Raw genomic sequence first — 24,938 nt, forward strand, 5'->3', positions numbered from 1 at the left:
CATGAAACAGACTCTGAACACCACGCTGCTCATCATCGGCGGTGGCCCTGGCGGCTATGTGACGGCGATCCGTGCCGGTCAGTTGGGCATTTCGACCATTCTGGTGGAAGGCCAATCGCTGGGTGGCACCTGCCTGAACATCGGCTGCATTCCGTCCAAGGCGTTGATCCACGTCGCCGAACAGTTCCATCAGACACAACACCACAGCCAATACTCGGCGCTGGGTATCAGCGTGTCGGCGCCGACCCTGGACATCGGCAAGAGCGTCGAGTGGAAGGACGCCATTGTTGATCGCCTGACCACCGGCGTCTCGGCACTGTTGAAGAAACACAAGGTCCAGGTCATTCAAGGCTGGGCGAAAGTGATCGACGGCAAAACCGTGGAAGTCGGCGACACGCGGATTCAGTGCGAGCACCTGGTGCTGGCCACCGGTTCGAAAAGCGTCAACCTGCCGATGTTGCCGATTGGCGGGCCGATCATTTCCTCCACCGAAGCCCTGGCGCCGAAAAGCGTGCCGAAACGGCTGGTCGTGGTCGGTGGCGGTTACATCGGCCTGGAGCTGGGGATTGCTTATCGTAAGCTCGGCGCCGAGGTCAGCGTGGTCGAGGCGCAGGATCGTATTCTGCCGGCTTACGATGCCGAACTGACCCATCCGGTGCACGAAGCACTCAAACAACTCGACGTGAAGCTTTACTTGAAGCACAGCGTTGAAGGCTTTGATTCACAAAGAAATTCTTTGCAAGTTCGCGACCCGAATGGCGACATCCTGAATCTTGCAACCGATCAGGTGCTGGTGGCCGTCGGTCGCAAGCCAAACACCCAGGGCTGGAACCTAGAAGCCTTGAATCTGGACATGAACGGTTCGGCGATCAAGATCGATAACCGTTGCCAGACCAGCATGCGTAACGTCTACGCCATCGGCGACCTGAGCGGCGAACCGATGCTCGCCCACCGTGCCATGGCTCAGGGCGAGATGGTCGCCGAACTGATCAGCGGCAAACACCGCGAGTTCAACCCGACCGCCATCGCCGCCGTGTGCTTCACTGACCCGGAACTGGTGGTGGTCGGCAAGACCCCGGACGAGGCCAAGGCTGCGGGGCTGGACTGCATTGTTTCCAGCTTCCCGTTCGCCGCCAATGGCCGAGCGATGACGCTGGAGTCGAAAAGCGGCTTCGTACGCGTTGTAGCGCGGCGTGACAATCATGTGATTGTTGGCTGGCAAGCGGTCGGTGTGGGCGTATCGGAGTTGTCGACGGCGTTCGGTCAAAGCCTGGAAATGGGCGCCCGGCTGGAAGACATCGCCGGCACCATCCACGCGCATCCGACGCTCGGCGAGGCGGTGCAGGAAGCAGCGCTGCGCGCCTTGGGCCATGCCCTGCATTTGTAACCGCTCAACTGTGGCGAGGGAGCTTGCTCCGGTTTTACCAGTGCTGCGCACTGGAACGGGAGCAAGCTCCCTCGCCACAGGGTTTCGAATTATGAAGGATCGGCGGCAAGTTTCATGAGCAGGCTAAGAAATCTGCCAATCACCCGATAGTCCGGGCTGCGAAATGGGCCAGGAATGAAGTATTGTTGTCCCCATCCAGAAAAATGTCAGAAGCCTTGAACCGCTTCGGCGGTTGTTAAGTGATAGAGGGTGTCATGGGTAACGAAAGCATCAATTGGGACAAGCTGGGTTTTGACTACATCAAGACAGACAAGCGCTATCTGTCGCACTGGCGTAATGGCGAGTGGGACAAAGGCACCCTGACCGAAGATAACGTGCTGCACATCAGCGAAGGCTCCACTGCCCTTCACTATGGCCAGCAGTGCTTCGAAGGCCTGAAGGCCTACCGTTGCAAGGACGGTTCGATCAACCTGTTCCGCCCGGACCAGAACGCCGCACGCATGCAACGCAGCTGCGCGCGCCTGCTGATGCCGCAGGTGTCCACCGAACAGTTCATCGAAGCGTGCAAAGACGTGGTCCGCGCCAACGAGCGTTTCATCCCGCCTTACGGCACCGGCGGCGCGCTGTACCTGCGCCCGTTCGTGATCGGCGTGGGTGACAACATCGGCGTGCGTACCGCGCCCGAGTTCATCTTCTCGATCTTCGCCATCCCGGTCGGCGCCTACTTCAAGGGCGGCCTGACCCCGCACAATTTCCTGATCTCCAGCTACGACCGTGCCGCCCCACAAGGCACCGGTGCGGCCAAGGTCGGTGGCAACTACGCCGCCAGCCTGATGCCAGGCTCCCAGGCCAAGAAGGCGCACTTCGCCGACTGCATCTACCTGGACCCGATGACCCACACCAAAATCGAAGAAGTCGGCTCGGCCAACTTCTTCGGGATCACCCACGACAACAAGTTCGTCACCCCGAATTCCCCTTCGGTGTTGCCGGGCATCACCCGTCTGTCGTTGATCGAACTGGCCAAGACCCGTCTGGGCCTGGAAGTGGTCGAAGGTGACGTGTTCATCGACAAGCTGTCCGACTTCAAGGAAGCCGGTGCTTGCGGTACTGCTGCGGTGATCACCCCGATCGGCGGCATCAGCTACAACGACAAGCTGCACGTGTTCCACAGCGAAACCGAAGTCGGCCCGGTCACCCAGAAGCTCTACAAAGAGCTGACCGGTGTACAGACCGGCGAGATCGAAGCGCCAGCGGGCTGGATCGTCAAGGTCTGATCTGACGCGACTGTCCGTTTGAACAAAAAAGCCCGGTCTTCACGTTGAAGACCGGGCTTTTTTTCGTCCGCGTTTCGCGCAAAACGTCACTAGACTTGCCACGTGCAACCCCAATCAACAGGTGCCGGCTGGAGTATCACAGGGCATTCCAGATCATCCTGGGTCTGGTTTACCTGGTGCTAGCGGTGCGGGTGGTGGAGATCGTCTGGGATTTCAGGGCGTAGCGGTCACGGCACGAGGTGTGTGCCAACTCAACTCATCCTGAGCAATCCGGGCAAACAACCACTCCACAAAGATCCGTGTGTGCGTCGTCACGTCCGGCGCAACACCGTAGTAATAGCGCGGCAACGGCATGCGCAACTCGGGCAACGGGCAGATCAGGTGCCCGCTCGAAAGATGGGTGCCCAGCAAAGAGGTCGGGCACAAGGCAATGCCCTGCCCCTCCACGGCGGCCTGAAGCACCAGGTGCATGTGATCAAACTGCCGGGTGACCTGAGTGGCTGACTGGCTTTGACCAAAGAGCATGGCCCAATGGTGCCAGTCTTCGCGGCGTGCCTTGGCGGTCAGCAACGTGTGTCGGCGCAGGGAAGCGAGGTCTTCAAGCGGCAGGCGCTCGATCAGCGATGGCGCCGCGACCAGCAATAGTTCGTCTTCGAACAGCACTCGCGCCTCAATCGCCGCTGCCCAATCGTCACGACCGCGGCGAATGACGATGTCGAACCCGTCGCGTGCCTGATCGGGTGCCTGGGTTTGAGTGATCACCTGCGGCTTGATACCTGGGTGCTGCGCAACGAAATCCGCCAGCCTGGGCGTCAGCCAAAGCATGGCAAAGGACGGACGCACATTGATTTTCACGGTCGGCAGCGCGGCATGTTGCTTGAGCGCAGTGGCAGCATTGGCGATCTGCGCCAGCCCGGCGCTGACCTGCTCATAAAAGCGCTGGCCGGCCGGCGTCAGCACCGATTGACGGACACGCCGCTCGAACAGCAGCACCCCCAGGTATTCCTCAAGCAATTTGACGTGCCGGCTGACGGCACTGTGGCTGACATGCAGCTCTTCGGCGGCCAGGCTGAAACTCTGATGACGAGCAGCAACGGCGAAGGCGCGAACAGCATTAAGCGGTGGTAGTGGATTTATCATGCGTCTAATTTAGTCACCTATGCGCGGTAATTAAAGCGTTTGTCACACTCCCGTCATCACGCCAATCTGCCAGCACGCAGCCAATGCCACCCGACGGAGCACGCCATGAACAGCTACGGACTCTTTGTACTTTTCGCCACCCTGACCATTTTGAGCCCGGGGCCTGGCGTGGTCCTGACCCTGTCCAACGCGGTACGCCACGGCTGGACGGGGGCCGTGCCGGGCATTCTGGGGATCGCCTCGGGGGCGTTTGTCGTCGCCGCCGTCAGCGCCACCAGTGTCGGCCTGATACTCAGCACCTCCGCGAACGCCTTTACCGCATTGAAATACGCAGGGGCCGCCTATTTGCTGTACCTGGGCTACAAAAGCTGGCGCTCGGATCGTTTCAGCGCGCTGCTTGAAACGCGGCCCTCAAGCCCCGGCTATCGCTTCCTTGAAGCGGCTTCGTTGCAGTTTCTGAACCCCAAGGCGGTGTTTTTCTTTCTTGCGGTGTTCCCGCAATTCATCGACACCTCGGCGCACTTCTACGCCCAGTTCTTCAAACTGGTCGCCTCTTACGCCATTCTGGTGATTCTGGTACATGGCAGCTATGCCTTGCTCGCCAATGCCGCCAAAGGCTGGTTGTCGAGCCCCAAGGGTTCCTGGCTGGCCGCGAAAGTTTCGGGTGTGACCTTCGCCGGCTTTGGCGTGCTCATGGCCTCGGCCAGTCGCTAAGTCGCAGGACTGGCAATCGCGCGGCGCCTGTTCTCGGTGGACGTGAGTGGCGCTGTCGTTCCCTGAATCGGCAGTTCAACGGCGAACCGGCGACCGAGCTCCTTTCGCCCCACTGCCGTCAACGCCAACGCCCGACTGTCCAGGTCCTGCGTCACCCATTGGCGTTTGATCGCCGTTTGCAGCAATGCCGCGCCCAAGGCACCGCCCAAGTGCGGCCGGCGCATGCTCCAGTCCAGGCACGGGCAGGCGAAACGGCGGCGTAAGGTGCCGAGGTCTTTGACATCGATGCCCAACCCTTCGAACAACGCTTCACCGCTGTCGCTCAGTCGATAAGCCTGCGCATCGGTTTCCAGCAACCACCCCTCTTCGATCATCCGGTCATGCAGCACCACTGCCAGCGTGCCGGCCATGTGGTCGTAGCAGGTGCGGGCGAATTGCAGGCGGTCCGGGGTGCGCGGGTTGAACGTCGGCGCGGCGTTCTGGCCGATCACCATCAGTGCTTCGAGGGCCTGGGCCACACGCTTGTCCGCGAGGCTGTAATAGCGGTGGCGGCCCTGAACGTGCAAACGCACCAGCGCCAACTCCTTGAGTTTTGCCAAGTGCGCGCTGGCGGTCGAGGCGCTGACTTCGGCAACCGCCGCCAGCTCGGTGCTGGTGCGGGCGTGACCGTCCATCAGCGAGCAGAGGATTTTCGTCCGCGCAGTCTCGGCAATCGCTGCGGCCACTTGAGAGACGCCGACGTCGTGTTGTTCTGCGTTCATATTTCGCTCCCGGACGAATCAAGGCCCTTTCGGACTAGAGATAGTAGCAACACTTTTCAACCACCGATAAGGCTGCGACCCATGGACCCGATCATCGCTGCGACTCACGCTGATCCTTACCCCTACTACGCGCAATTGCGCGCCGAGGGTGGAATGGTTTTTCATCAGGGACTGAAACTGTGGGTAGCCAGTAGCGCCCGAGCTGTCGCCGCCGTGCTGGCGCATCCGCACTGTCATGTGCGACCGGCGCATGAGCCGGTGCCCAAGGCGATTGCTCAAGGCATGGCCGGCAAGGTGTTCGGTCAGTTGATGCGGATGAATGAAGGCGAGCGGCAGCGTTGCCCGAGAGCGGCGATTGAGCCAGGGCTGGCGTTGATTGATGTGAACGAGGTCAACTCACTGGTCAGCGCTCGATTGATTACCCCAGGGGCCGACGGGTTGTACACGGCGATGTTTCGAGGGCCGGTCTGCGTGGTGGCGGCGTTGTTGGGGTTTTCTCCGGCTCAGGGCCGGGCTATCAGCGAGCTGACCGCCGACTTCGTCGCCTGCCTGTCGCCCCTCAGCGATCAGACGCAACTGGAAGCCGCCCATGTCGCGGCGGAACAGTTGAAGGGTTACGTCATCGAGCTTCTGGACGACCCGAGCAACCGAAGCGCCCTACTCGCCGGTATCCGGCAGCGCTTCGCGGCCGCATCGACCGACCCTGAAATCTTGATCGCCAACTTGATCGGTCTGTTCTCCCAAACCTATGAAGCCACTGCCGGGATGATCGGCAATGCGCTACTGGCGTTGAATCGCACCCCACAGATCGACTCAACTCAAGTTAACGACTTGATCGCAGAAGTGCAGCGCTTCGATCCGTCGGTACAAAACACCCGCCGCTTCGTCGCCGCCCCGTGTGAAATCGATGGCGTGAACCTTAACCCCGGCGACGTCATCCTGGTGCTGCTGGCCTCGGCCAATCGCGATCCGCAGCTTAATGATGATCCCGATGCATTCCTGCTCGACCGCCCGAACCGTCGCAGCTTCACCTTCGGCGCCGGCCGTCATCAATGCCCGGGGCAGGTGTTGGCCATGAGCATTGCCCGCGCAACGCTGGCTGAGATTCTGGTGATGAAACCTGCTTTGGACCTTTTGGCCTGGCACTATCGCCCGTCCCTTAACGGGCGCATTGCGCTCTTTGTCTGAAAGACGCCTCAGGCGTGGCGATGCTCGACCGTCAGATGAGATAACTCATGAACCGGCGCCAGACGTTCGCGGATGGCGTCGGCACTGACGCTCGCCACGGCTACGACACTGACAATCGCTGCTCGCGCCTGGGGCCCGACTTGCCAGACGTGAAGGTCACTGATGCGAACATCATCCGTCGATTCAAGCAGCTCACGAATTTCGGCGGCGACGTGCTCGTCAGTGGTATCGAGCAACACCGCGGCGCTGTCACGCATCAAGCCAAAAGCCCATTTCGCGATCACGAGGGCACCGACAATGCCGATCACCGGGTCCAGCCAGACCCAGCCCAGGTAGCGCCCGGCCAACAACGCTGCGATGGCCAATACCGAGGTCAGCGCATCGGCTAGCACATGGACATACGCCGAGCGCAGGTTGTTGTCGTGATGATGGTGACCGTGGTTATGGTTGTGATGATCATGGCCGTGATCCACATGGTTGCCCGCCAGCAGCAATGCGCTGACGACATTCACCGCCAGTCCCACCACCGCAATCACCGTCGCTTCGGTGAAGGCCACGGTGATCGGTTGAAACAGCCGCAGGATCGATTCGCCGGCGATGCCGATCGACACCAGGCCCAACACCATGGCAGAAGCAAAAGCCGCCAGGTCCCCGACCTTGCCGGTACCGAAGCTGAAGCGCGCATTGTTGGCGTGTCGTCTGGCAAAACTGTAGGCCGCCGCGGCAATGCCCAGGGCCACGGCGTGGGTCGCCATATGAAAGCCGTCCGCCAGCAACGCCATGGAGCCGGTGATGTAACCGGCGGCAATCTCGCCAATCATCATCACGAAGGTCAGCGCCACCACCCACAACGTGCGGCGAGCATTTTCATCGTGGGCGGCCCCCAGAAACAGGTGATCGTGGGTAAAGCGCGAAGCCTGAGGTGTCAGTGTCATGGGTCGGGCCTCTATTTCGAGTAACGGCGGATGGCTTGCAACAAGTCTTCCACGCCTTCGGCGCGCGCTTCGTCGCTGAGGCCGGGACGCGCCACATGCTCACGGGCGTGGGCGTCGATGAACTGGTCCATCAGGCCGTTGACCGCACCGCGGATTGCCGCGACCAGATGTAGGGTTTTGGCGCAATCAGCGTCGGATTCCAGCGCCCGCTCCACCGCCTGGACCTGACCGGCAATACGCCGGACACGGTTGAGCAAATCGTCTTTGTGTTCGTGGATGTGTGACATACCTATACCCCCTACCCCTATATAGGTCGACATGGTTACCGATATTGCCGGGGCTGGCAAGTCGGGTTGACCGCGTCATGGCTCAACAAAATAAAAAAACGCCATATCTGTAAGAAGAGATGGCGGGTTTTTCCGACTGAGCCAAGTGCATAGCGACAAGCAGCTTTTGTAACAACGGCCAGAGTTTCAGACCAGTCCTACATCTATCAAATGCCCTTTGATATAGCGTCCGCATCGCTTTCAAAAAATGAAACAAGGACGCTCATGGCTCGCAAAACAGACATACCTCGGGTTCAAAACCCACCGTCGGGCGACGGGCACCACATCACCAGCCGCTACATGACCGCCACTGAACTGGCAGAGCGCGAAGCCAGACAAAAATCCTATGACGACATGTTGGCCCGACAGCAGGCATATGAAGACCGCTTTATCAGGCAGCCTCAACAGCTGGGTCAATCCAACTCCATAGGTTGTGTGTTCGCCAAAAGCTGCAACCTCCCCGACGGCGTAATCAACCACGACAACCCAGCCGGGTTTGTCCCTGTCGAGAAACTGACCGACTACGGAAAGTTTTCCCTGCTGGGTGGCCGCGAAAGGGATGCGGCGGGAAACATCCCACTCAAAAAAATCAGTGGCAGCGCGTTACCTGCTGCAATGGGGACACTTCTACTGGGCGGAGTTGGTACTGCTGGCACCGGGACGGGTATTGCTGGCGCAGGCATGACGGCTGGTGTTGCAACTGGAGCCTTGACCGGAATGGTTGCATTGCTGTGGCCGTCGAGCTTGGGCGACAGCTCCCTGTACACAGAAGAACAGCTCAAATCGCTCAAGGAAGGCCGTACACGGGTTCGACTGCATGTCGAGCAACAAGCTGATGGCACCTTGAAGGGTTATGGGTACAACACCCAGAAGCGCCGTGACTGGGAAATGATTCCTGTCGTCCGGTTCAAGAGTCAGGGTTCTCAGCAGGTGGCTGACTTTGGTGATGGGATAACCCTGATATGGACACCAGCCGTTGCCCCATTCAGCACCTCAGGGATTCCCCCGCTAGAGGCGGGACCACAAGCGCCTCAGATCTGGATTTATCCGCCTACCGAACAGGCAGATAACATCATCGTCAACCCGATCTACCCGCCTGAGTACAAGGACTTCATCCTTGTTTTCCCAGCTGATTCCGGTGTGCAGCCGTTATATGTTGTGGTTTCAAGAGCTGCTGGCGGCGGTGATATAAAGTACCACAGGCCGCCGTTGACATTACCTGCATTCCCAGATGCCCTTCCTGTTAAATCAAAAAGCAGTGTTCAGGGTGGAGGAAGTAAACGCAGCCGATGGAAAGACCGAAAGGGGCGAATATATGAATGGGATAGCAAGACAGGCGCAATAGAGATGTATGACAAGCAAGGTAAGCATCTTGGCGAGTTCAACCACGAAACAGGTGAACAGATCGATCCCGCTAAACCCGGCAGAACCACCACGAAATAAATTAAGAGGCTATTTATGTTTTTATGGATTAGTGGTTTTTTAAAAGGTGATGACAAGGATGACTCCTTAAAATACGACCTTACAGTTCGACCTGAGCTTGAAATCGCGGTAATGGGTGTTCTTGGCTGGAAAAGTCTTGATGAAAGCGCGGATGGAGAATGGTTACTAACCGGCGAGCAAGTCCAACAAATCGCCAAAATTCTCAATGAGCAGTTACCGACTGAACTGGACATCTTCATAGGTGTGCGGGAGTAGGTACAACTGAGGCGGGAGTTAAAAAGCGAGCCTTCTCTACCAAGATCCAACAATGAGCCACGAGGAAGCGACGAGACTTCTAGCTAGCGGCGTAGAAACCAACGTTGCCGCCGCATTGATTTCTATCGGCCTGAATGAGCAAGACAAGACCTGGGCTCAGAACACCTGCCTGAAATACCTCGAGAGTGAGTCCGAATCGGTCGCAGCAGCTGCCATCACCGCGCTCGGTCACATAGCCCGCAGACAGGGTGGTCTGGACTTGGGTGCTGTACGCCCGGCCCTTGAGAAGGTGAAGGAAAAATTTCCCTCCCTGGAAGGGATTGTGGCGGACACCCTTGATGATATTGAGGCATTCACCTGATTCGCCGTTTAGGCAAAAGAACATTTTTTCCGCGAACCGAACACTGAACTGTGGCAAGGGAGCTTGATCCCGCTCGGGTGCGCAGCAGTCGTAGAATCAGCGTATGTGGGTAGCTTGAGAAACCGCGATGACCGGACTGGGGTCGCGGCGCAACCCAACGGGGGCAAGCCCCCTCGCCACAGCAAGCTCCCTCGCCACAGATAGCAAAAACCCGCTCTCTCCTCACAGAGACAGCGGGTTTTGTCATTTCAGCTCACACAACCATCAATCATCCCGCGTCAACACTTCCAGCAATTCAATCTCGAAAATCAGATTCGAATTCGGCGTAATCGCCCCCATCGAGCGCTCGCCATAGGCCAGGTGCGCCGGCACCAGCAGCTTGCGTTTACCGCCGACCTGCATGCCCATGATTCCCTGGTCCCAGCCCTTGATTACCCGCCCCGTGCCAATCACACACTGGAAAGGTTTACCCCGGCTGTAGGAAGAATCGAATTCGGTGCCGTTTTCCAGCCAACCGCGATATTGGGTGGTGATCAGCGCGCCTTTGACGGCGGCTTTGCCGTCGCCCACTTCAAGGTCGATTACCTGCAATTCATCATTCATGACATTCACTCTATCTGTGCGCGTGCCCGAACGGGCTTGATGGGCGCCGTTTTCCCAGAAATGCAGGCTATTGGCAACCGTTTCGCTCTGTCTCCGGCAGTGGTCGTAAACTAGGCTCTGTACGAAAACTGCCGGATCGCCACTCGGCGACTTTTCGTACAGCCCCTAATTGACACAACAGGACTTATGTAACCCGACAATACGCCGATACCGTGCAGCGGCACGGAAGCACCGAAACAGCACTTACTCCATAGAAGGCAGGAACAGGAACAATGTTTGAACACATCTGGCGCAGCATCCATTCCCCGGGCTACTTCCCCAACGTACTGGAGTGGATGATCAATATTCTCCTCAACCCGTTCATGGTGATTATGAGCCTGATGGTCGGAGCGCTGGCCGGTAAATGGTGGAGAGCCATCCCCTACGGCAGCCTCATTTGTTATGTGGTGTTCCTGAGCCGGTCGTCATTCTATCGGTGGGGAAGCATTTTCCCCGAAGCCGGCCTGCCTGCACTGTTGATTGATGGCGCACTGCTGGCCCTCCTCGGCTTCTATTTGAAAGGCGTACTCAGAACCCGCTCAGAAGCAAAACCCGAAGGCCATTGGTTGCGCTGGCTTTATCAAAGCCTGAAGGTCGTCATGCTGACAGTCATGGTAATGTTCTGGGTACTCGTCGTGCTGTTTGTCGTGACCTTCACCGTCTCGGTCGCTACCCAACCGTCAGTGGCGCACTGACCCACCTCCTGCTTGCCAGGGTCTGTACGAACAGTCGCCGAGTGGCGATCAGGCAAGGCAAATACAGGCGAAGAAGCGGAGTTTACGGCTTGTAAATGAGCATTCCGAGCCTGTTTTTAACGCAGCATGATCGACACGCAGGCAGTATTCGTACAGAGCCTTAATATACCCGCCACCTCCCCCACGGTTCGATACGCCATGAGCGCAATTCCTCAATGAGTCAGCTCTGGATCGATATCACCATCGGCGCTCTGACCTTTGCGCTGATCATCGCGCTGATCTGGCGCGATCGTTCGCTGCAAAAGCAGTTGGCCGAGTGCCGTGCGCTGATCGACAGCCTCACCGAGGGACAAAGCATCCACCAGGAAGGCGACGCCGAACGCTTCAAACGCAGCCAATACTTCGCCCGCATCGGCACCTGGGACTGGGAGGTCGATACCGACAAACTCTATTGGTCGGACGCGATCTACGGCATGTTCGGGTTCAATATCGGCGAGGTGACGCCCTCCTACGCCCTGTTCTGTTCCTGCGTACACCCGGACGACCGGGCCAAGGTCCGCGCCGGTGAACTGCGTTGTCTGGAAACCGGCGAAAATCACGACGAGGAATACCGCGTAGTCTGGCCGGATGGCAGTATCCGCTGGCTACGGGAAACCGGCAATGTGGTCAAGAATGAGCATGACGCAACGATCAAGATGATGGGCGTGGTCCGCGACATCACCGAAGAAAAAGCCTCCGCCAGTTACCTGCAACACCTGGCCCATTACGACCCGCTGACCGGTCTGCCCAATCGCCTGGTGCTCGAAGAGCGCCTGTCCGCTGCCCTGGAACACGCCCGCCTCAGCGCCACGCGGGTGGCACTGGTGTTTGTCGACCTCAATGGGTTCAAGGCGATCAACGACCACTACGGCCATGCCGCCGGCGACCGCGTACTGATCACCACCGCTACACGCCTGAAGAAAATCCTGCGTTCAACCGACACCGTCGCCCGGATCGGTGGCGACGAGTTCGTGGTCATCCTCCAAGGCCTTCCCCAAGGCAACAGCCTGCAAGACGAAGCCCGCAGCATCTGCCAGAAAATCTTCATCGAACTCGCCCCGCCGATGACCATCGGCAACGACCAGCGCCACATCGGCAGCAGCCTTGGGGTTGCAGTGTTCCCAGACCATGCGCCGAGCATGGACCGGTTGATTCACATTGCTGATCTGGCGATGTATGAGGCTAAACGCAGTGGGAATAATCAGTATCGATTGGGGAGCATCAGCCCGATACGCGTTCACAGCGATTAGCCTTGGGCAAACGCCGAGTCTCTGGGTCGGCAACATTGATCCGCTTCATGCATCAATACATACCAACTATGCAATTAACATATCGATGCCCCTGTTCCACTATCCACCCCAATAAGAACCGTGCACCGCGTCCAGGCAGTGCACGTCATAAAAGCGGTGGAGTACACGTCAATGACAGCATCAATCCATTCCGGTCGCTCCCGGGCCAGTGCGATTTTCCGGGTGACCTCGGGCAACTTCCTCGAACAATTCGATTTCTTCCTTTTCGGCTTCTATGCCACGCAGATCGCTGCCGTGTTTTTCCCGGCCAGCAGCGAGTTCGCGTCCCTGATGATGACGTTCGCGGTGTTCGGCGCTGGCTTCCTGATGCGTCCGTTGGGCGCCGTGATACTGGGCGCTTACATCGATGATGTGGGGCGCCGCAAAGGGCTGATCGTCACCCTGTCGATCATGGCCAGCGGTACGATTCTGATTGTGCTGGTGCCCGGATACGAAACCATCGGGCTGTTCGCCCCGGCCATCGTGCTGATCGGCCGATTGTTGCAAGGCTTCTCGGCCGGTGCGGAACTGGGCGGTGTATCGGTGTACCTCGCGGAGATCGCCACGCCCGGCAACAAAGGTTTTTTCACCAGTTGGCAATCAGCGAGCCAGCAAGTGGCGATCATCATCGCGGCGGCTTTGGGCTATGGTCTGAACCAATGGATGGCGCCGACGATGATTGCCGATTGGGGATGGCGGATTCCGTTTTTCGTCGGCTGCATGATCGTGCCTTTCATCTTCTTCCTGCGCCGTAACCTGGAAGAAACCGAAGAGTTCGCCGCCCGTAAACACCGGCCAAGCATGGGCGACGTGTTCCGCACCCTGGGGCAGAACTGGGTCATCGTGTTCGCCGGGATGATGATGGTCGCCCTGACCACTACCGCGTTCTATCTGATCACCGTGTACGCGCCGACCTTCGGCAAAACCGTGCTGCACCTGAATACCTCCGATGCGCTGTTGGTGACCTTGCTGGTGGGCGTTTCGAATTTTTTCTGGTTGCCGATTGGCGGCGCGCTTTCGGATCGCATCGGTCGTCGCCCGGTACTGATCGCCATGGCGTTGCTGACGTTAGCCACGGCCTACCCCGCGCTGACCTATCTGGTGCAAGCACCGAGTTTCATCAACATGCTGTTGGTGCTGCTGTGGCTGTCGTTCATTTATGGCTTGTACAACGGCGCGATGATCGCCGCGCTGACGGAAATCATGCCGGTCGAGGTTCGGGTCGCCGGTTTCTCTTTGGCTTATAGCCTGGCGACGGCGGTGTTCGGCGGTTTCACACCGGCCATATCGACCTTCCTGATCCAGTACACCGGCGATAAGGCTGCACCCGGTTACTGGATGAGTTTCGCCGCGCTCTGTGCCCTGTGCGCGACGCTGTTTCTCTATCGCCGTGCCTCTGGCCGCCTGCAACCGACCGTGTCGTGAACCACCCAACCTCTAACTGCGAGAGCTATTTGATGAAAAGGTTTTTCAACTTCACTGCCCTGGCCCTGGTGGCCAGTCTCGGTCTGAGTGCGATCGCCCAGGCCGAAGAAATCCGTGTAATGACGTCCGGTGGTTTCACAGCGGCCTACAAAATCCTCGGTCCGAAATTCGCCGAGTCTAGCGGCAACACCCTGGACACCGCCCTCGGTCCCTCCATGGGAAAAGCCCCGGAAGCGATTCCCAATCGTCTGGCCCGCGGTGAGAAAGCCGACGTGGTCATCATGGTCGGCTATGCCCTCGACGACCTGATCAAGCAAGGCAAAGTCGATCCCGCTTCACGGGTCGAACTGGCGGATTCGCGGATCGGCATGGTGGTGCGTGAAGGTGCGCCGAAGCCGGACATCAGCTCGGTGGAAGGCCTGAAAAAAACCCTGCTCGACGCCAAGTCAGTCGCCTACTCCGACAGTGCCAGCGGCGTGTATATCGAGGATCAACTGTTCAAGCGCCTGGGCATCGAAAACCAGCTCAAACCCAAATCGAAGATGATCCCGAAAATCCCGGTGGGCTCGGTGGTTGCCACCGGCGATTATCAACTGGGCTTCCAGCAGGTCAGCGAATTGCTACCGGTGCCTGGGGTGAGTTTTGTGGCGAAAATTCCGGAATCGGTGCAATCGGTCACCCGTTTCGCCGCTGGTATTCCGGTCGATGCACAACACCCGGCAGAGGCCAAGGCGTTGCTTGAGTACCTGGCCTCCACCGCAGCTCAGCCGGACGTAAAAGCGACGGGGCTGGACTCAGTCAGCCACTGACCGAGGGTTGCTGGACTTTCATTTCCACCACCAGGCGCTCCAACGCCAATGCCGCCGGGGTTAACGTACGACCCCGGCGCTTGATCAAACCAACACTGCGCATTACCTGCGGATCGGTCAACGGTACCCGCGTCAGAATTGGGTGGTCCGCCGCCGGCATCGCCATCAACGGCACGGCAGCCACGCCCAACCCGGCCTCCACCAGACCGATCATGGTCGTCACATGACGGGTTTCGCAAATGCTCGGCCGCTGCGGCACCACGCCTGCCAGCGCTTGATCCAACAAAAAGCGATTGCCCGAAGTCTTGTCCAGCGAAATGTAATCCTGCTGATAAAACTCATCCCACGTCACGCTGCTGCGTCCCGCAAGGGGGTGATCTCGTCTGCACGCCACCACATAACCTTCCTGCACCAGCGGCTCGAAATCGACTTCGGCCTCCAGGGTGCCCATGAAGCTCAGGCCAAAGTCCGCTTCACCGTTGACCACGGCACTCAATACCTCGTGAGCACTGGAGTCGAGCACCTTGACCTTGATCCGCGGAAATTGCCGATGGTAGTGGGCGATCACGCGCGGCATGAAGTAGTACGCCGCCGACGGCACACAGGCGACGGTGACATGCCCGAGCCGGGTCGAGGCGACTTCGCTGATGCCCAGTAGCGCCACGTCCAGGTCATCCAGCAGGCGCTCGACGCTGGGCATGAAACCACGCCCGGCCTGAGTCAGGCTGACCCGGCGAGTCGTGCGCTCGAACAATTTCACGCCCAGAGCGTCTTCGAGCTTTTCGATCCGCCGGCTGAGGGCTGGTTGGGAGATGCGTACGGTGTCCGCGGCTTTGCGAAAGCTTCCCTGTTCCACCACGGCGCGAAAGGCTTGCAGATCGTTAAGGTCGAAGTTGATGGCCATGGTGCGCACTCGGGAACGAACAGATTGATCAGCTTATCCTATGAATGTCACTAATTGATGCTAAATGTAACGACATCTTGGGTGCCTGCAAAACTGCCATCGCGAGCAATCTCGCTCCCGCATTTGTGCATCGTCGTGATCCGTGTGAGATCAATTGCGGGGCCGAGCTTTCTTGCGATGCCGGTGTGTCGGCCCATAACGTTTTCGTTCAAGGCTGACGCATCCGGCTCCAGCCTTTATCCTTGTCGCCCCGCCGTATCGAGTCCCAGGAGTTTCGCATGCCCCACGAAGGCAACCTGTTACAAGCCGCTGTCGTCTTTTTGTTCGCGGCAGTGCTCGCCGTTCCCTTAGCCAAGCGCCTGCAACTGGGGGCGGTGCTCGGCTATCTGTTTGCCGGGGTGATCATCGGGCCGTCGGTGCTGGGTTTGATCGGTAATCCGCAAAGCGTCAGCCACATCTCCGAACTCGGGGTGGTGCTGTTGCTGTTCATCATCGGCCTTGAGCTGTCACCGCGACGCTTGTGGGTGATGCGCAAATCGGTGTTCGGCGTGGGCCTGGCGCAGGTGCTGTTGACCGGTTCGGTGATTGGCGTGCTGGCGTTGTTCGTGTTCGGCCAGCCCCTGAACAGCGCCATCGTGTTGGGCCTGGGCCTGGCGTTGTCGTCCACCGCGTTTGGCTTGCAAAGCCTGGCCGAGCGCAAGGAACTGACCAGCCCCCACGGGCGGTTGGCGTTCGCGATTTTGCTGTTCCAGGACATTGCCGCGATCCCGTTGATCGCGATGGTGCCGTTGCTGGCCGGCGGCGATCACACCAGCAGTGCCGCCGAAGATTTGAACCATGGCTTGCGGGTGCTGGGCAGCATCGCGGTGGTGGTGATTGGTGGACGTTATTTGTTGCGCCCGGTGTTTCGTGTGGTGGCCAAGACCGGTCTGCCGGAGGTGTCCACCGCCACCGCATTGCTGGTGGTGATCGGCACGGCGTGGCTGATGGATCTGGTCGGTGTGTCCATGGCACTCGGTGCGTTCCTCGCCGGCTTGCTGCTGGCGGACTCCGAATACCGTCACGAATTGGAAGCACAGATCGAACCGTTCAAGGGCCTGCTGCTGGGGCTGTTTTTCATCAGCGTCGGTATGGGCGCCAACTTGAGTCTGCTGCTCAGTGCGCCGGTCGTGGTGCTGGGGCTGACCCTGCTGCTGATCGCCATCAAGCTGCCGTTGCTGTTTGTGGTCGGTCGACTGGCCGGGGGGTTGGGCAAGGTCAATGCGATTCGTTTGGGGATCGTGCTGGCGGCCGGTGGTGAATTTGCCTTTGTGGTGTTCAAGATCGGCCGGGATCAGGGTTTGTTCGAGCCGCGCTTGTATGACTTGCTGGTGCTGACCATCACCCTGTCGATGGCGCTGACGCCACTGTTGCTACTGGCCTGCGCAAGACTGGTCAAACCCAAAGTGCAACCGGTGGAGGTGCCGCAGAAGTTCCGCGAAATCGACGCCGACACGCCCCGCGTGGTCATTGCCGGCATGGGCCGTATGGGGCAGATCGTGGCGCGGATTCTGCGGGCGCAGAACATCAAGTTCATCGCCCTCGACACCTCGGTGGAAACCATCGAACTGTCCCGCAGCTTCGGTGGCGTGCCAGTGTTCTACGGCGACCCGATGCGCCCGGAAATCCTCAGTGCGGCCAAGGTCGAGCAAGCGGAGTTCTTCGTGATCGCCACCGATGATCCAGACACCAACATCAAGACGGCCGAGGTGGTACACAAGCTTTATCCGCACATCAAAATCATCGCCCGCGCCCGTAACCGTCAGCATGTGCACCGCTTGGTGGATGTCGGGGCGCAGGCCGTGCGGGAAACCTATTACTCCAGCCTGGAAATGACCCGGCGTACCCTGGTTGGACTTGGGCTGACACAAGCCCAGGCGGATGCGCGGATCCAGCGCTTTACCCATCATGATGAACAGGTGCTGGAGGCTCAGCACGCGGTATATGACGATGCGGCCAAGGTGATGCAGACGGCACAGGAAGCGCGGGCGGAGCTGGCGAAGTTGTTTGAGTCGGATCAGCTGGAAGAGCAAGCGGGTAAGGTTTGAGGTGACGGTGATGGCCTCATCGCGAGCAGGCTCGCTCCCACATAGAGTCTTTGTCAGCCGCAAATCTTGTGACTGATGCGGTCAAGGTGGGAGCGAGCCTGCTCGCGATGAACGATAACGCGGAGTTCGAGGCAACCCCGAACTTCCAGGGAGACTTATCGCTGACGCTCGTTGGCACCCGCACCAAAGCCCTTGGGCAGCATGCGCGTGAGCGTGTTGTCGCGAACCCAGTAGTGATGGACCAACCCCGCCGCCGCGTGCAAACCGATCAACCAGTAGCCGGCGCTGCCGAGCCACTCATGCCAATGTTTGAATTGCTTGGCCAACACGGGATCAACGGCCACCGGCGCCGGCAGGAAAAACTCGAAATACGGCATCGGTTTGCCACCGGCGGCCAGCATCAACCAGGCCAATAGCGGCGTTGCAATCATCAGCACATACAGCGCCAGGTGCATGAAGTGCGAGGCGCCGGTCTGCCAGGTTGACAGGGCCGGGGTAATCGGTGGCCGGGGTGTGAGGCGCCCGAGCAAGCGAACCCAGACCAAGGCAAAAATGCTCAATCCGAATAAGCCGTGAAGCCCCAGAAAAAGCCCCCTCAAATCACTTCCACGGGGCAGTAGCCCTTTGATCTCGATGCAGCCATAAACGCCAACAAACAGAGCCAGCATCAGCCAGTGCAAGGTGATCGAGAGTTTTCCATACCGGTGTACTGTTGAATCTCGGGTCATACAGAGCCTCTTGAAGATCGGTGGCGGCTGCCGACTCATTTCGTACAGCCTGGATCCGGTTGCGTCGAACCGACCGGCGCCACCCTGCCCGTTCAGCCTTAAGACAATCTGAAGATGACCTTCAGACTTCGTTAAGAATCGCCTTTGATACTCCTCCCAAACTGACTCGGGGAGGCGTTCTTGCCCATGCACGATTTCGACTGGAACATCCCTCTGCCCCTGCACTTCGGTCAAGCCGAAACCCCGCAGATGAGTCTGGCCAGGGCCTTGCCAGACGATGCCCAGCGACCCGTCTTCGAAGCTTTTATCCAGCAGCGTTTTCGCAAGGCCCATGGCGCCGATATCCGCCATTTCATGCCGCAACTGTTCGGCCTGAGTGATGAATCCGGCACGCTGTGTGCGGTGGCCGGCTTACGACTGGCCAGTACCGAGCCCTTGTTTCTGGAGCGTTACCTGGACGAGGCGATCGACCCGCTGATCAGCGCCGCTGCCGGCCAACCGGTGGAGCGGGTCGGGATTGTCGAGGTCGGCAACCTCGCCGCCAGCGATACCGGCAGCGCGCGGCTGAGCATCATCGCCATCACCTACCTGTTGGCCATGGGCGGGCTGGAATGGGTGGCGTTCACCGGCAACATCGGGCTGGTAAACAGTTTTCATCGCCTGGGTTTGAAGCCGGTGACGCTGTGCGCCGCCGATCCCGAGCGGCTGGGCGACGACCGTCACCACTGGGGCAGTTATTACGAGAGTCAGCCATGGGTGCATGTCGGCAACATCCGCGCCGGCTTCATTCATTTGCGCAACATCGGCCTGTTCAATCGCCTGGGGCTGCCAACGTCCCTTGAGGAGTCAAGCCATGTCGCCTGAAATGGAGCGTTTCAAACAAACCCTGCGCCATCACGCCGAACATAAAAGCAGCGCGATTGCCTTATGGGGCGATCAGTTGAAACTGGACTACGCCGCGCTGTATGCCGAGGTCATGGATCGCCAACAGCGTCTGCGCGATGAGCACGTCAAGGTGGTCGCGCTGGCCCTGGACAACGGCACCGAGGCGATGCTTTGGGATCTGGCCATCCTGTTCGAAGGCCTGTCCTGCCTGACATTGCCGCCCTTTTTCAGCCCGGCACAGCGCATCCATTGCCTGCAACAGAGCCAGGCCGAGTGGGTGATCGCCGAACCGGAACTGAAAGCCGAGCTGCAAGGTGCCGGCTACGAATACGCTGGCGAATTCTGGCACCGTCCCTTCAACGGCCCGAACCGAATACCCGAAGGCACCGCCAAACTGACCTTCACCTCCGGCACCACCGGCACGCCCAAAGGCGTGTGCCTGAGCGCCGAAAGCCTTTTACGGGTAGCTCGTGAACTGGATCAGGCAAGCAAGCCCACCCATCCGCGGCATCACCTGGCGCTGCTGCCCTTGGCGATCCTGCTGGAAAACCTCGGTTGTTATGCCGCGTTGTATGCCGGCGCGACCCTCAGCGTGCCGAGTCAGAAAACCCTGGGTATTCAGGGTGCCAGCGGTGTCGATGTGCCGCGATTGCTGGGGTGTCTGGCCTCCCGCGCGCCCGAGAGTTTGATCCTGGTGCCACAGTTGTTGCTGATGCTGGTCAGCGCCGCCGAGCAAAAAGCATTCAACCCCCAATCGTTGCGGTTTGCCGCCGTGGGCGGTGCGCGGGTTTGCGAAGAACTGCTGCATCGTGCCCAACGCATCGGCATGCCGGTGTACGAGGGTTACGGGTTGTCGGAATGCGCGTCGGTGGTGTGCCTCAATCGCCCCGGAGCACACCGCCCCGGCAGTGTCGGCCGACCCCTGCCCCATGTCGAAATTCGCCTGGCCGACGATGGCGAAGTGCTGGTCAAGGGTTCGACCCTGCTCGGCTATCTGGGGCAAGCGCCCTACCACGCTGAATGGTGGCCGACCGGCGATCTCGGCGAGTTCGACCCGGAAGGTTTTCTCTACCTCAACGGGCGCAAGAAGCATCAGTTCATCACCAGTTTCGGTCGCAACGTCAACCCGGAATGGGTTGAGGCCGAACTCACCCAGCGTCGCCACATCGCTCAGGCGTTCGTCTATGGCGAAGCGATGCCGAGCAACCATGCCCTGCTCTGGCCCCATCGGCCGGACTGCACCGATGAAGAGCTGGCCACCGCCGTGGCCCAGGCCAATGAGGCCTTGCCCGATTACGCTCAGGTTCATCACTGGACCCGCCTCGATCAACCGTTCACTCCCGCCAACGGCTTGCTGACCGCCAATGGCCGACCGCGCCGCGACGCCATCGTCGAACGTTACCGGGCGCTGCTCACTGAATCCGTTATTTCCGAGGAATCTGCACCATGAGTTTTTTCGACACCCTGCAAGAAGCCACCCATCAGGAACGCCACGAGCTGTTCAATCTGCCGATCATCCGCGATGCCCTTGAGGGTAACGTCAGCCTGGACAGCTACCGCGCCTTCCTCACCCAGGCTTACTACCATGTGCGTCATACCGTGCCGATGATGGCGTGTGGCGCACGTCTGCCACAGCGCCTGGAATGGCTGCGCAAAGCAGTATGTGAGTACATCGAGGACGAATACGGTCACGAACAGTGGGTACTCGACGACATCGCGTCCTGTGGCGGCGACACAGACGCGGTGCGTGACGGTCGTCCCTCGCTGCCGATCGAGTTGATGGTCAGCTTCCTCTACGACCTGATTGCCCGGGACAACCCGGTAGGCCTGTTCGGCATGGTCAACGTGCTGGAAGGCACCAGCATTGCCCTGGCCACCCACGCGGCCGGCAGCATCCGCGAACGCCTGGCGCTGCCGGAAACCGCCTTCAGCTACCTCAGTTCCCACGGCTCGCTGGATATCGAACACATGCAGACCTACCGCCGGCTGATGAACACGCTCGAAGACCCGGCCGATCAGGCCGCGGTGATTCATGCCTCGAAGGTCGTGTACAAGCTCTACACCGACATGTTCCGCGGCCTGCCGCGTGATGGGGAGAATCTGCATGCGCCCGTCTGAGGCTCGCGTGGTATTGACCGGAGCGAGTGGCGGCATCGGCCTGGCCATCGCCGGCACCCTGTGTGCCAGTGGCGCGCATGTATTGGCCGTGGCCCGGCACCGGGCGTCGCTGGAGCCCTTGCTCGAACGCTACCCGGAGCAACTGCGCTGGGTCGGTGCGGACCTGACCTTGCCCGACGACCGGCGCAACGTGCTGGCCGCGGCCGAGGCCATCGGCGGCATCAACCTGCTGATCAATGCCGCAGGCGTCAATCACTTCGCGATGCTCGAACAGCTCGATGACAGCGAGGTCAACGCCATGCTGGCAGTGAACGTCGGCGCACCAATCTGCCTGACCAAGTTGTTGCTGCCGCTGCTCAAGCAGGCCGAGAGTGCCATGGTGGTGAACGTCGGTTCGACCTACGGCTCCATCGGCTACCCCGGTTACGCCAGCTATTGCGCCACCAAGTTTGCCCTGCGCGGTTTCTCCGAAGCCCTGCGCCGGGAACTGGCCGATACCCGGATCAACGTGCTCTACGTCGCCCCCCGGGCAACCCATACCAGCATGAACAGCGCGGCGGCCCAAGCGCTGAACGATGCGCTCAAAGCCAATGTCGACGACCCGCAAACCGTCGCTTCGGCGGTCATCCACGCCATTGCCGGCGACCGTCGCGATTTGTACCTGGGCTGGCCGGAACGCTTTTTCGTGCGCCTGAACAGTCTGTTGCCGCATCTGGTAGACCGTGGCTTGCGCAAGCAGTTGCCGCTGATCCGTCGCCTGAGTCAGAAGACCGATAACGAGAACCTCAAACCATGAAGAAAATCCTCACCTGCTTGCTGCTCGGGGTGCTGAGCCAAAGCGTCTGGGCGCTGGACGCCGCCGATCAACAGCGCCTCAATACCATTCAACAAAGCTTGGCGCATATCCAATACGAATTGCCGGCCGAACAGCGCACCGCCGCCTTCGAAAAACTCGCAGCCCAGACCTCGGCGTTCACCCGGGAACGCCAATCCCTGGCCGAAGCGTGGATCTGGTCGGGTATCGTCAACAGCAGTTGGGCCGGAGCCCAGGGTGGTCTCGGTGCCCTGAGCAAGGCCAAGGCCGCCAAAGTCGATCTGGAAAAAGCCCTGGCCATTGATCCCAAGGCCCTGCAAGGCTCGGCCTACACCAGCCTCGCGGCGTTGTATGATCGAGTGCCCGGCTGGCCTATCGGTTTCGGCGATGCCGACAAGGCCGAAAAACTGTTGAAGCAGGCCTTGGACCTGAACCCGACCGGCATCGACAGCCTGTACTTCTGGGGCGATCACCTTTACCGTCAAAAGCGCTATGGTGAAGCCCGGGACGCCCTGCAAAGAGCCCTGCACGCCGCGCCCCGTCCTGGCCGGGAAAGCGCCGACGCCGGGCGTCGCAAAGAGGTCGAAGCATTACTGGGTGACGTGAACAAGAAACTCGACTGACAGGAGTCCATGTGCGCTTATTACTGATCGAGGATGACGTGGCCCTTGGCGAGGGCATTCATCAGGCCCTGGGCCGTGAGGGTTACACCGTCGACTGGTTGCAGGACGGCAGCAACGCCTTGCATTCACTGCTCAGCGAAACGTTCGATGTGGCCGTGCTCGACCTCGGCCTGCCGCGCATGGACGGTCTGGAAGTATTGCGCCGCTTGCGTGACAGCGGTTCGAACCTGCCGGTGCTGATCCTCACCGCCCGGGATGCCACCGAAGACCGCATCGCCGGGCTGGATGCCGGCGCCGACGATTACCTGGTCAAACCCTTCGACCTGGCCGAACTCAAGGCTCGCCTGCGGGCCTTGTTGCGCCGCAGTGCCGGTCGCGCCCAAGTGCTGATCGAACACGCCGGCATCAGCCTGAACCCCGGCACCCAGCAAGTCAGTTATCAGGGCGAGCCGGTGGCGTTGACGCCCAAGGAATATCAACTGCTCCATGAATTGCTCTCGCCTCCGGGCCGGGTCATGACCCGCGACCACCTGATGCAACTGCTTTACGGCTGGAACGAAGAAGCCGAAAGCAACACCCTGGAAGTGCACATCCATCACCTGCGCAAGAAGTTCTCCACCGACCTGATCCGCACCATTCGTGGGGTGGGTTATCTGGTGGAGGAACGTCGATGACTTCGATCCGGCGTCGTACCCTGACGCTGATCATCGGCCTGATGCTGACGGGGTTGGCAATCCTCAGCGTGTTCAACCTGCACGACAGCAATCACGAAATCGCCGAAGTCTACGACGCCCAACTGGCGCAGAACGCCCGGCTGCTGCAGGGTGTGATGCGCATGCCGCTGGCCAGCCATGAACACGCCGAACTGTATCAAGCGTTCAACAAGGCTTTGAGTGAAGCGGTGCCGGGAGTCGATGGTCACCCCTATGAAAGCAAAATTGCCTTTCAGGTGTGGAATCGCAAGGGCGAAGTGCTGGTGCACACCGCCAGCGCCCCCTCCTTCACCGCGCCGCCGATAACACACGGTTTCAGCGATGTGATGGATTTGAACAACCGCCATTGGCGGGTGTTCATGCTCGAAGATAAACAGAATGACCTGCGCATCTGGGTCGGTGAACGGAACGACGTGCGTGCGGACCTGGTCGACCGGATCGTGCGTCACACGCTGTGGCCCAATGTGTTGGGCAGCCTGATTCTGGCGGCCATGGTCTGGCTGGCCATTGGCTGGGGGCTCAAACCGCTGGCCGATATGGCGGCAACCTTGCGGGCGCGGCACAGTGGTTCCCTGGAGCCGTTGCAACTGACCCCGTTGCCGAGCGAACTGGAACCGATGCAAGCAGCGCTCAATCGGATGCTCGCGCACATTCAAGAGGTGCTTGGCCGTGAGCGGCGCTTCATCGCCGACGCCGCCCACGAATTACGCACGCCGCTGGCCGTGTTGCGGGTGCATGCGCAAAACCTGCTGGAAGCCGGCACGGAACAGGAACGTCGTGAGTCCCTGGCGTTTCTGATTGCCGGGGTCGATCGCGCCAGCCGTCTGGTCAATCAGTTGCTGACCATGGCGCGTCTCGAACCCAAGGCCGTGACGCCGGTGCTGCACAGCATCGACTTGAGTGAAACCGTGCGCGCCAGCCTGGCCCAGCTCACACCCTGGCTACTGAGCAGGAACCTGGAGCTGGCTTTCGACGCCGAAGACCGGCCTTTTAAAGTCCTCGCCGATGCCGGCGCCATCGACATCGCCCTGAACAACCTGGTCACCAACGCAGCAAATTTTTCGCCGAAGCATGGCGTCATCACCGTGCAATTGAGCCAGGACGACGGGTTCTACAACTTAAGCGTCCAGGACCAGGGACCGGGCATCGACGAAGCGGATCGCGCACGGTTGTTCGAACGCTTCTACAGCCGTGGAAACACCGGGGGCGCAGGCTTGGGGCTGGCCATCGTCAACACCATCGCGACGCGGCTGGGCGGGCGGATTACCTTGGTCAATCCACCGGAAAGCGGGTTGCGGGCGACCCTGTCGATTCCTGTTGACCAGCACCACAACCCTCTGCAACGGACCAGCCGAGAGCTGCCGCCCAATAGCTGAGTGGCTG

General features: G+C 59.8%; 26 protein-coding genes. 19 read left to right on the top strand and 7 right to left on the bottom strand.

What is annotated here, in order from left to right; genetic code table 11:
- The first annotated feature begins 1 nt into the window (after position 1).
- Positions 2 to 1,387 carry a dihydrolipoyl dehydrogenase gene (lpdA, locus tag J3D54_RS25600; protein ID WP_253424363.1) on the top strand — a complete coding sequence of 462 codons (1,386 nt, stop codon included), beginning with the start codon at positions 2 to 4 and terminating at the stop codon, positions 1,385 to 1,387.
- A gap of 254 nt (positions 1,388 to 1,641) precedes the next feature.
- A complete protein-coding gene (locus tag J3D54_RS25605; protein WP_253424366.1) occupies positions 1,642 to 2,661 on the top strand; it encodes a branched-chain amino acid aminotransferase in 1,020 nt (339 codons plus the stop codon).
- Between the two features lie 213 nt (positions 2,662 to 2,874).
- On the opposite strand, the gene J3D54_RS25610 is transcribed toward J3D54_RS25605, so the two are convergent.
- Positions 2,875 to 3,801, bottom strand: a complete 927-nt coding sequence (locus tag J3D54_RS25610) for a LysR substrate-binding domain-containing protein (RefSeq protein ID WP_253424368.1) — start codon at positions 3,799 to 3,801, stop codon at positions 2,875 to 2,877.
- 105 nt (positions 3,802 to 3,906) lie between these two features.
- Here J3D54_RS25610 and J3D54_RS25615 point away from each other — a divergent pair, with 105 nt between their 5' ends.
- Positions 3,907 to 4,515, top strand: a complete 609-nt coding sequence (locus tag J3D54_RS25615; protein ID WP_253424371.1) for a LysE family translocator — start codon at positions 3,907 to 3,909, stop codon at positions 4,513 to 4,515.
- Here the strand turns inward: J3D54_RS25615 and J3D54_RS25620 are convergent.
- The gene (locus J3D54_RS25620; RefSeq protein ID WP_253424374.1) at positions 4,512 to 5,276 is read right to left on the bottom strand and encodes a helix-turn-helix transcriptional regulator; all 765 of its coding nucleotides are present in this window, start codon (positions 5,274 to 5,276) and stop codon (positions 4,512 to 4,514) included. The genes J3D54_RS25615 and J3D54_RS25620 overlap by 4 nt on opposite strands.
- Before the next feature lie 81 nt (positions 5,277 to 5,357).
- On the opposite strand from J3D54_RS25620, the gene J3D54_RS25625 reads away from it, so the two are divergent.
- Complete coding sequence (locus J3D54_RS25625) at positions 5,358 to 6,464, top strand: cytochrome P450 (protein WP_253424377.1); 1,107 nt, start codon at positions 5,358 to 5,360, stop codon at positions 6,462 to 6,464.
- 8 nt (positions 6,465 to 6,472) lie between these two features.
- Here the strand turns inward: J3D54_RS25625 and dmeF are convergent, their stop codons facing one another.
- Both dmeF and J3D54_RS25635 read right to left on the bottom strand, forming a co-directional pair.
- Positions 6,473 to 7,399: a CDF family Co(II)/Ni(II) efflux transporter DmeF gene (gene dmeF / locus J3D54_RS25630; protein WP_253424381.1), complete on the bottom strand. Its 927-nt coding sequence runs from the start codon at positions 7,397 to 7,399 to the stop codon at positions 6,473 to 6,475.
- Positions 7,400 to 7,410: 11 nt separating this feature from the next.
- Positions 7,411 to 7,686 (bottom strand): metal/formaldehyde-sensitive transcriptional repressor, encoded by a 276-nt coding sequence (locus tag J3D54_RS25635; RefSeq protein ID WP_230172454.1) that lies wholly within the window; start codon positions 7,684 to 7,686, stop codon positions 7,411 to 7,413.
- Between the two features lie 264 nt (positions 7,687 to 7,950).
- Between J3D54_RS25635 and J3D54_RS25640 the strand changes: the two genes are divergently transcribed.
- From J3D54_RS25640 to J3D54_RS25650, 3 genes are read left to right on the top strand one after another with little or no spacing between them, the layout of a single operon-like run.
- Complete coding sequence (locus J3D54_RS25640; RefSeq protein WP_253424384.1) at positions 7,951 to 9,168, top strand: colicin E3/pyocin S6 family cytotoxin; 1,218 nt, start codon at positions 7,951 to 7,953, stop codon at positions 9,166 to 9,168.
- Between the two features lie 15 nt (positions 9,169 to 9,183).
- Positions 9,184 to 9,423, top strand: coding sequence for a pyocin S6 family toxin immunity protein (locus J3D54_RS25645; protein WP_253424387.1), 240 nt, complete (start codon positions 9,184 to 9,186; stop codon positions 9,421 to 9,423).
- A gap of 52 nt (positions 9,424 to 9,475) precedes the next feature.
- On the top strand, positions 9,476 to 9,784 hold the full coding sequence (locus J3D54_RS25650) for a hypothetical protein (RefSeq protein WP_253424390.1): 309 nt from the start codon (positions 9,476 to 9,478) through the stop codon (positions 9,782 to 9,784).
- A gap of 264 nt (positions 9,785 to 10,048) precedes the next feature.
- On the opposite strand, the gene J3D54_RS25655 is transcribed toward J3D54_RS25650, so the two are convergent.
- The gene (locus J3D54_RS25655; RefSeq protein ID WP_253424393.1) at positions 10,049 to 10,387 is read right to left on the bottom strand and encodes an FKBP-type peptidyl-prolyl cis-trans isomerase; all 339 of its coding nucleotides are present in this window, start codon (positions 10,385 to 10,387) and stop codon (positions 10,049 to 10,051) included.
- Positions 10,388 to 10,659: 272 nt separating this feature from the next.
- Here J3D54_RS25655 and J3D54_RS25660 point away from each other — a divergent pair, with 272 nt between their 5' ends.
- The 4 genes from J3D54_RS25660 (at position 10,660) to J3D54_RS25675 (ending at position 14,683) form a co-directional block, all read left to right on the top strand.
- The gene (locus tag J3D54_RS25660; protein ID WP_007895102.1) at positions 10,660 to 11,121 is read left to right on the top strand and encodes a hypothetical protein; all 462 of its coding nucleotides are present in this window, start codon (positions 10,660 to 10,662) and stop codon (positions 11,119 to 11,121) included.
- Positions 11,122 to 11,336: 215 nt separating this feature from the next.
- The gene (locus J3D54_RS25665) at positions 11,337 to 12,410 is read left to right on the top strand and encodes a sensor domain-containing diguanylate cyclase (RefSeq protein WP_253424396.1); all 1,074 of its coding nucleotides are present in this window, start codon (positions 11,337 to 11,339) and stop codon (positions 12,408 to 12,410) included.
- A 171-nt stretch (positions 12,411 to 12,581) separates the two neighbouring features.
- The gene (locus tag J3D54_RS25670) at positions 12,582 to 13,874 is read left to right on the top strand and encodes an MFS transporter (protein ID WP_253424399.1); all 1,293 of its coding nucleotides are present in this window, start codon (positions 12,582 to 12,584) and stop codon (positions 13,872 to 13,874) included.
- Between the two features lie 32 nt (positions 13,875 to 13,906).
- A complete protein-coding gene (locus J3D54_RS25675) occupies positions 13,907 to 14,683 on the top strand; it encodes a substrate-binding domain-containing protein (RefSeq protein WP_253424402.1) in 777 nt (258 codons plus the stop codon).
- Here J3D54_RS25675 and J3D54_RS25680 read toward each other — a convergent pair.
- Positions 14,673 to 15,587, bottom strand: coding sequence for a LysR family transcriptional regulator (locus J3D54_RS25680; RefSeq protein WP_253424405.1), 915 nt, complete (start codon positions 15,585 to 15,587; stop codon positions 14,673 to 14,675). The two genes, J3D54_RS25675 and J3D54_RS25680, sit on opposite strands and share 11 nt — an antisense overlap.
- A gap of 278 nt (positions 15,588 to 15,865) precedes the next feature.
- On the opposite strand from J3D54_RS25680, the gene J3D54_RS25685 reads away from it, so the two are divergent.
- On the top strand, positions 15,866 to 17,674 hold the full coding sequence (locus J3D54_RS25685) for a monovalent cation:proton antiporter-2 (CPA2) family protein (RefSeq protein WP_253424408.1): 1,809 nt from the start codon (positions 15,866 to 15,868) through the stop codon (positions 17,672 to 17,674).
- Between the two features lie 155 nt (positions 17,675 to 17,829).
- Here the strand turns inward: J3D54_RS25685 and J3D54_RS25690 are convergent, their stop codons facing one another.
- Complete coding sequence (locus J3D54_RS25690; protein WP_253424411.1) at positions 17,830 to 18,402, bottom strand: cytochrome b; 573 nt, start codon at positions 18,400 to 18,402, stop codon at positions 17,830 to 17,832.
- A 186-nt stretch (positions 18,403 to 18,588) separates the two neighbouring features.
- On the opposite strand from J3D54_RS25690, the gene J3D54_RS25695 reads away from it, so the two are divergent.
- From J3D54_RS25695 to J3D54_RS25725, 7 genes are read left to right on the top strand one after another with little or no spacing between them, the layout of a single operon-like run.
- Positions 18,589 to 19,266, top strand: a complete 678-nt coding sequence (locus J3D54_RS25695; protein WP_253424414.1) for a thermostable hemolysin — start codon at positions 18,589 to 18,591, stop codon at positions 19,264 to 19,266.
- Positions 19,256 to 20,737, top strand: coding sequence for an AMP-binding protein (locus J3D54_RS25700; protein ID WP_253424417.1), 1,482 nt, complete (start codon positions 19,256 to 19,258; stop codon positions 20,735 to 20,737). The genes J3D54_RS25695 and J3D54_RS25700 overlap by 11 nt, the downstream gene beginning before the upstream one ends.
- Positions 20,734 to 21,405 (top strand): TenA family transcriptional regulator, encoded by a 672-nt coding sequence (locus tag J3D54_RS25705; RefSeq protein WP_253424420.1) that lies wholly within the window; start codon positions 20,734 to 20,736, stop codon positions 21,403 to 21,405. Before J3D54_RS25700 ends, J3D54_RS25705 begins: the two co-directional genes overlap by 4 nt.
- Positions 21,392 to 22,201 carry an SDR family oxidoreductase gene (locus tag J3D54_RS25710; protein WP_253424422.1) on the top strand — a complete coding sequence of 270 codons (810 nt, stop codon included), beginning with the start codon at positions 21,392 to 21,394 and terminating at the stop codon, positions 22,199 to 22,201. The genes J3D54_RS25705 and J3D54_RS25710 overlap by 14 nt, the downstream gene beginning before the upstream one ends.
- Complete coding sequence (locus J3D54_RS25715; protein WP_253424426.1) at positions 22,198 to 22,842, top strand: tetratricopeptide repeat protein; 645 nt, start codon at positions 22,198 to 22,200, stop codon at positions 22,840 to 22,842. Before J3D54_RS25710 ends, J3D54_RS25715 begins: the two co-directional genes overlap by 4 nt.
- 11 nt (positions 22,843 to 22,853) lie before the next feature.
- Positions 22,854 to 23,516 carry a response regulator gene (locus J3D54_RS25720; protein ID WP_253424428.1) on the top strand — a complete coding sequence of 221 codons (663 nt, stop codon included), beginning with the start codon at positions 22,854 to 22,856 and terminating at the stop codon, positions 23,514 to 23,516.
- Positions 23,513 to 24,931 (top strand): ATP-binding protein, encoded by a 1,419-nt coding sequence (locus J3D54_RS25725; protein ID WP_253424431.1) that lies wholly within the window; start codon positions 23,513 to 23,515, stop codon positions 24,929 to 24,931. The genes J3D54_RS25720 and J3D54_RS25725 overlap by 4 nt, the downstream gene beginning before the upstream one ends.
- The last annotated feature ends 7 nt before the right edge of the window (positions 24,932 to 24,938 follow it).

The organism is Pseudomonas sp. GGS8, assembly GCF_024168645.1.
GTDB lineage: Bacteria > Pseudomonadota > Gammaproteobacteria > Pseudomonadales > Pseudomonadaceae > Aquipseudomonas.

Bases quoted from the DNA above. Each gene is read 5' to 3' on its own strand.
- J3D54_RS25650 (WP_253424390.1), top strand. From the start codon at position 9,476: ATGAGCCACGAGGAAGCGACGAGACTTCTAGCTAGCGGCGTAGAAACC.
- J3D54_RS25625 (WP_253424377.1), top strand. From the start codon at position 5,358: ATGGACCCGATCATCGCTGCGACTCACGCTGATCCTTACCCCTACTAC.
- J3D54_RS25685 (WP_253424408.1), top strand. From the start codon at position 15,866: ATGCCCCACGAAGGCAACCTGTTACAAGCCGCTGTCGTCTTTTTGTTC.
- J3D54_RS25645 (WP_253424387.1), top strand. From the start codon at position 9,184: ATGTTTTTATGGATTAGTGGTTTTTTAAAAGGTGATGACAAGGATGAC.
- lpdA (WP_253424363.1), top strand. From the start codon at position 2: ATGAAACAGACTCTGAACACCACGCTGCTCATCATCGGCGGTGGCCCT.
- J3D54_RS25660 (WP_007895102.1), top strand. From the start codon at position 10,660: ATGTTTGAACACATCTGGCGCAGCATCCATTCCCCGGGCTACTTCCCC.
- J3D54_RS25670 (WP_253424399.1), top strand. From the start codon at position 12,582: ATGACAGCATCAATCCATTCCGGTCGCTCCCGGGCCAGTGCGATTTTC.
- J3D54_RS25710 (WP_253424422.1), top strand. From the start codon at position 21,392: ATGCGCCCGTCTGAGGCTCGCGTGGTATTGACCGGAGCGAGTGGCGGC.
- J3D54_RS25700 (WP_253424417.1), top strand. From the start codon at position 19,256: ATGTCGCCTGAAATGGAGCGTTTCAAACAAACCCTGCGCCATCACGCC.
- J3D54_RS25725 (WP_253424431.1), top strand. From the start codon at position 23,513: ATGACTTCGATCCGGCGTCGTACCCTGACGCTGATCATCGGCCTGATG.
- J3D54_RS25615 (WP_253424371.1), top strand. From the start codon at position 3,907: ATGAACAGCTACGGACTCTTTGTACTTTTCGCCACCCTGACCATTTTG.
- dmeF (WP_253424381.1), bottom strand. From the start codon at position 7,399: ATGACACTGACACCTCAGGCTTCGCGCTTTACCCACGATCACCTGTTT.
- J3D54_RS25705 (WP_253424420.1), top strand. From the start codon at position 20,734: ATGAGTTTTTTCGACACCCTGCAAGAAGCCACCCATCAGGAACGCCAC.
- J3D54_RS25690 (WP_253424411.1), bottom strand. From the start codon at position 18,402: ATGACCCGAGATTCAACAGTACACCGGTATGGAAAACTCTCGATCACC.
- J3D54_RS25655 (WP_253424393.1), bottom strand. From the start codon at position 10,387: ATGAATGATGAATTGCAGGTAATCGACCTTGAAGTGGGCGACGGCAAA.
- J3D54_RS25695 (WP_253424414.1), top strand. From the start codon at position 18,589: ATGCACGATTTCGACTGGAACATCCCTCTGCCCCTGCACTTCGGTCAA.
- J3D54_RS25665 (WP_253424396.1), top strand. From the start codon at position 11,337: ATGAGTCAGCTCTGGATCGATATCACCATCGGCGCTCTGACCTTTGCG.
- J3D54_RS25640 (WP_253424384.1), top strand. From the start codon at position 7,951: ATGGCTCGCAAAACAGACATACCTCGGGTTCAAAACCCACCGTCGGGC.
- J3D54_RS25715 (WP_253424426.1), top strand. From the start codon at position 22,198: ATGAAGAAAATCCTCACCTGCTTGCTGCTCGGGGTGCTGAGCCAAAGC.
- J3D54_RS25620 (WP_253424374.1), bottom strand. From the start codon at position 5,276: ATGAACGCAGAACAACACGACGTCGGCGTCTCTCAAGTGGCCGCAGCG.
- J3D54_RS25680 (WP_253424405.1), bottom strand. From the start codon at position 15,587: ATGGCCATCAACTTCGACCTTAACGATCTGCAAGCCTTTCGCGCCGTG.
- J3D54_RS25610 (WP_253424368.1), bottom strand. From the start codon at position 3,801: ATGATAAATCCACTACCACCGCTTAATGCTGTTCGCGCCTTCGCCGTT.
- J3D54_RS25675 (WP_253424402.1), top strand. From the start codon at position 13,907: ATGAAAAGGTTTTTCAACTTCACTGCCCTGGCCCTGGTGGCCAGTCTC.
- J3D54_RS25605 (WP_253424366.1), top strand. From the start codon at position 1,642: ATGGGTAACGAAAGCATCAATTGGGACAAGCTGGGTTTTGACTACATC.
- J3D54_RS25635 (WP_230172454.1), bottom strand. From the start codon at position 7,686: ATGTCACACATCCACGAACACAAAGACGATTTGCTCAACCGTGTCCGG.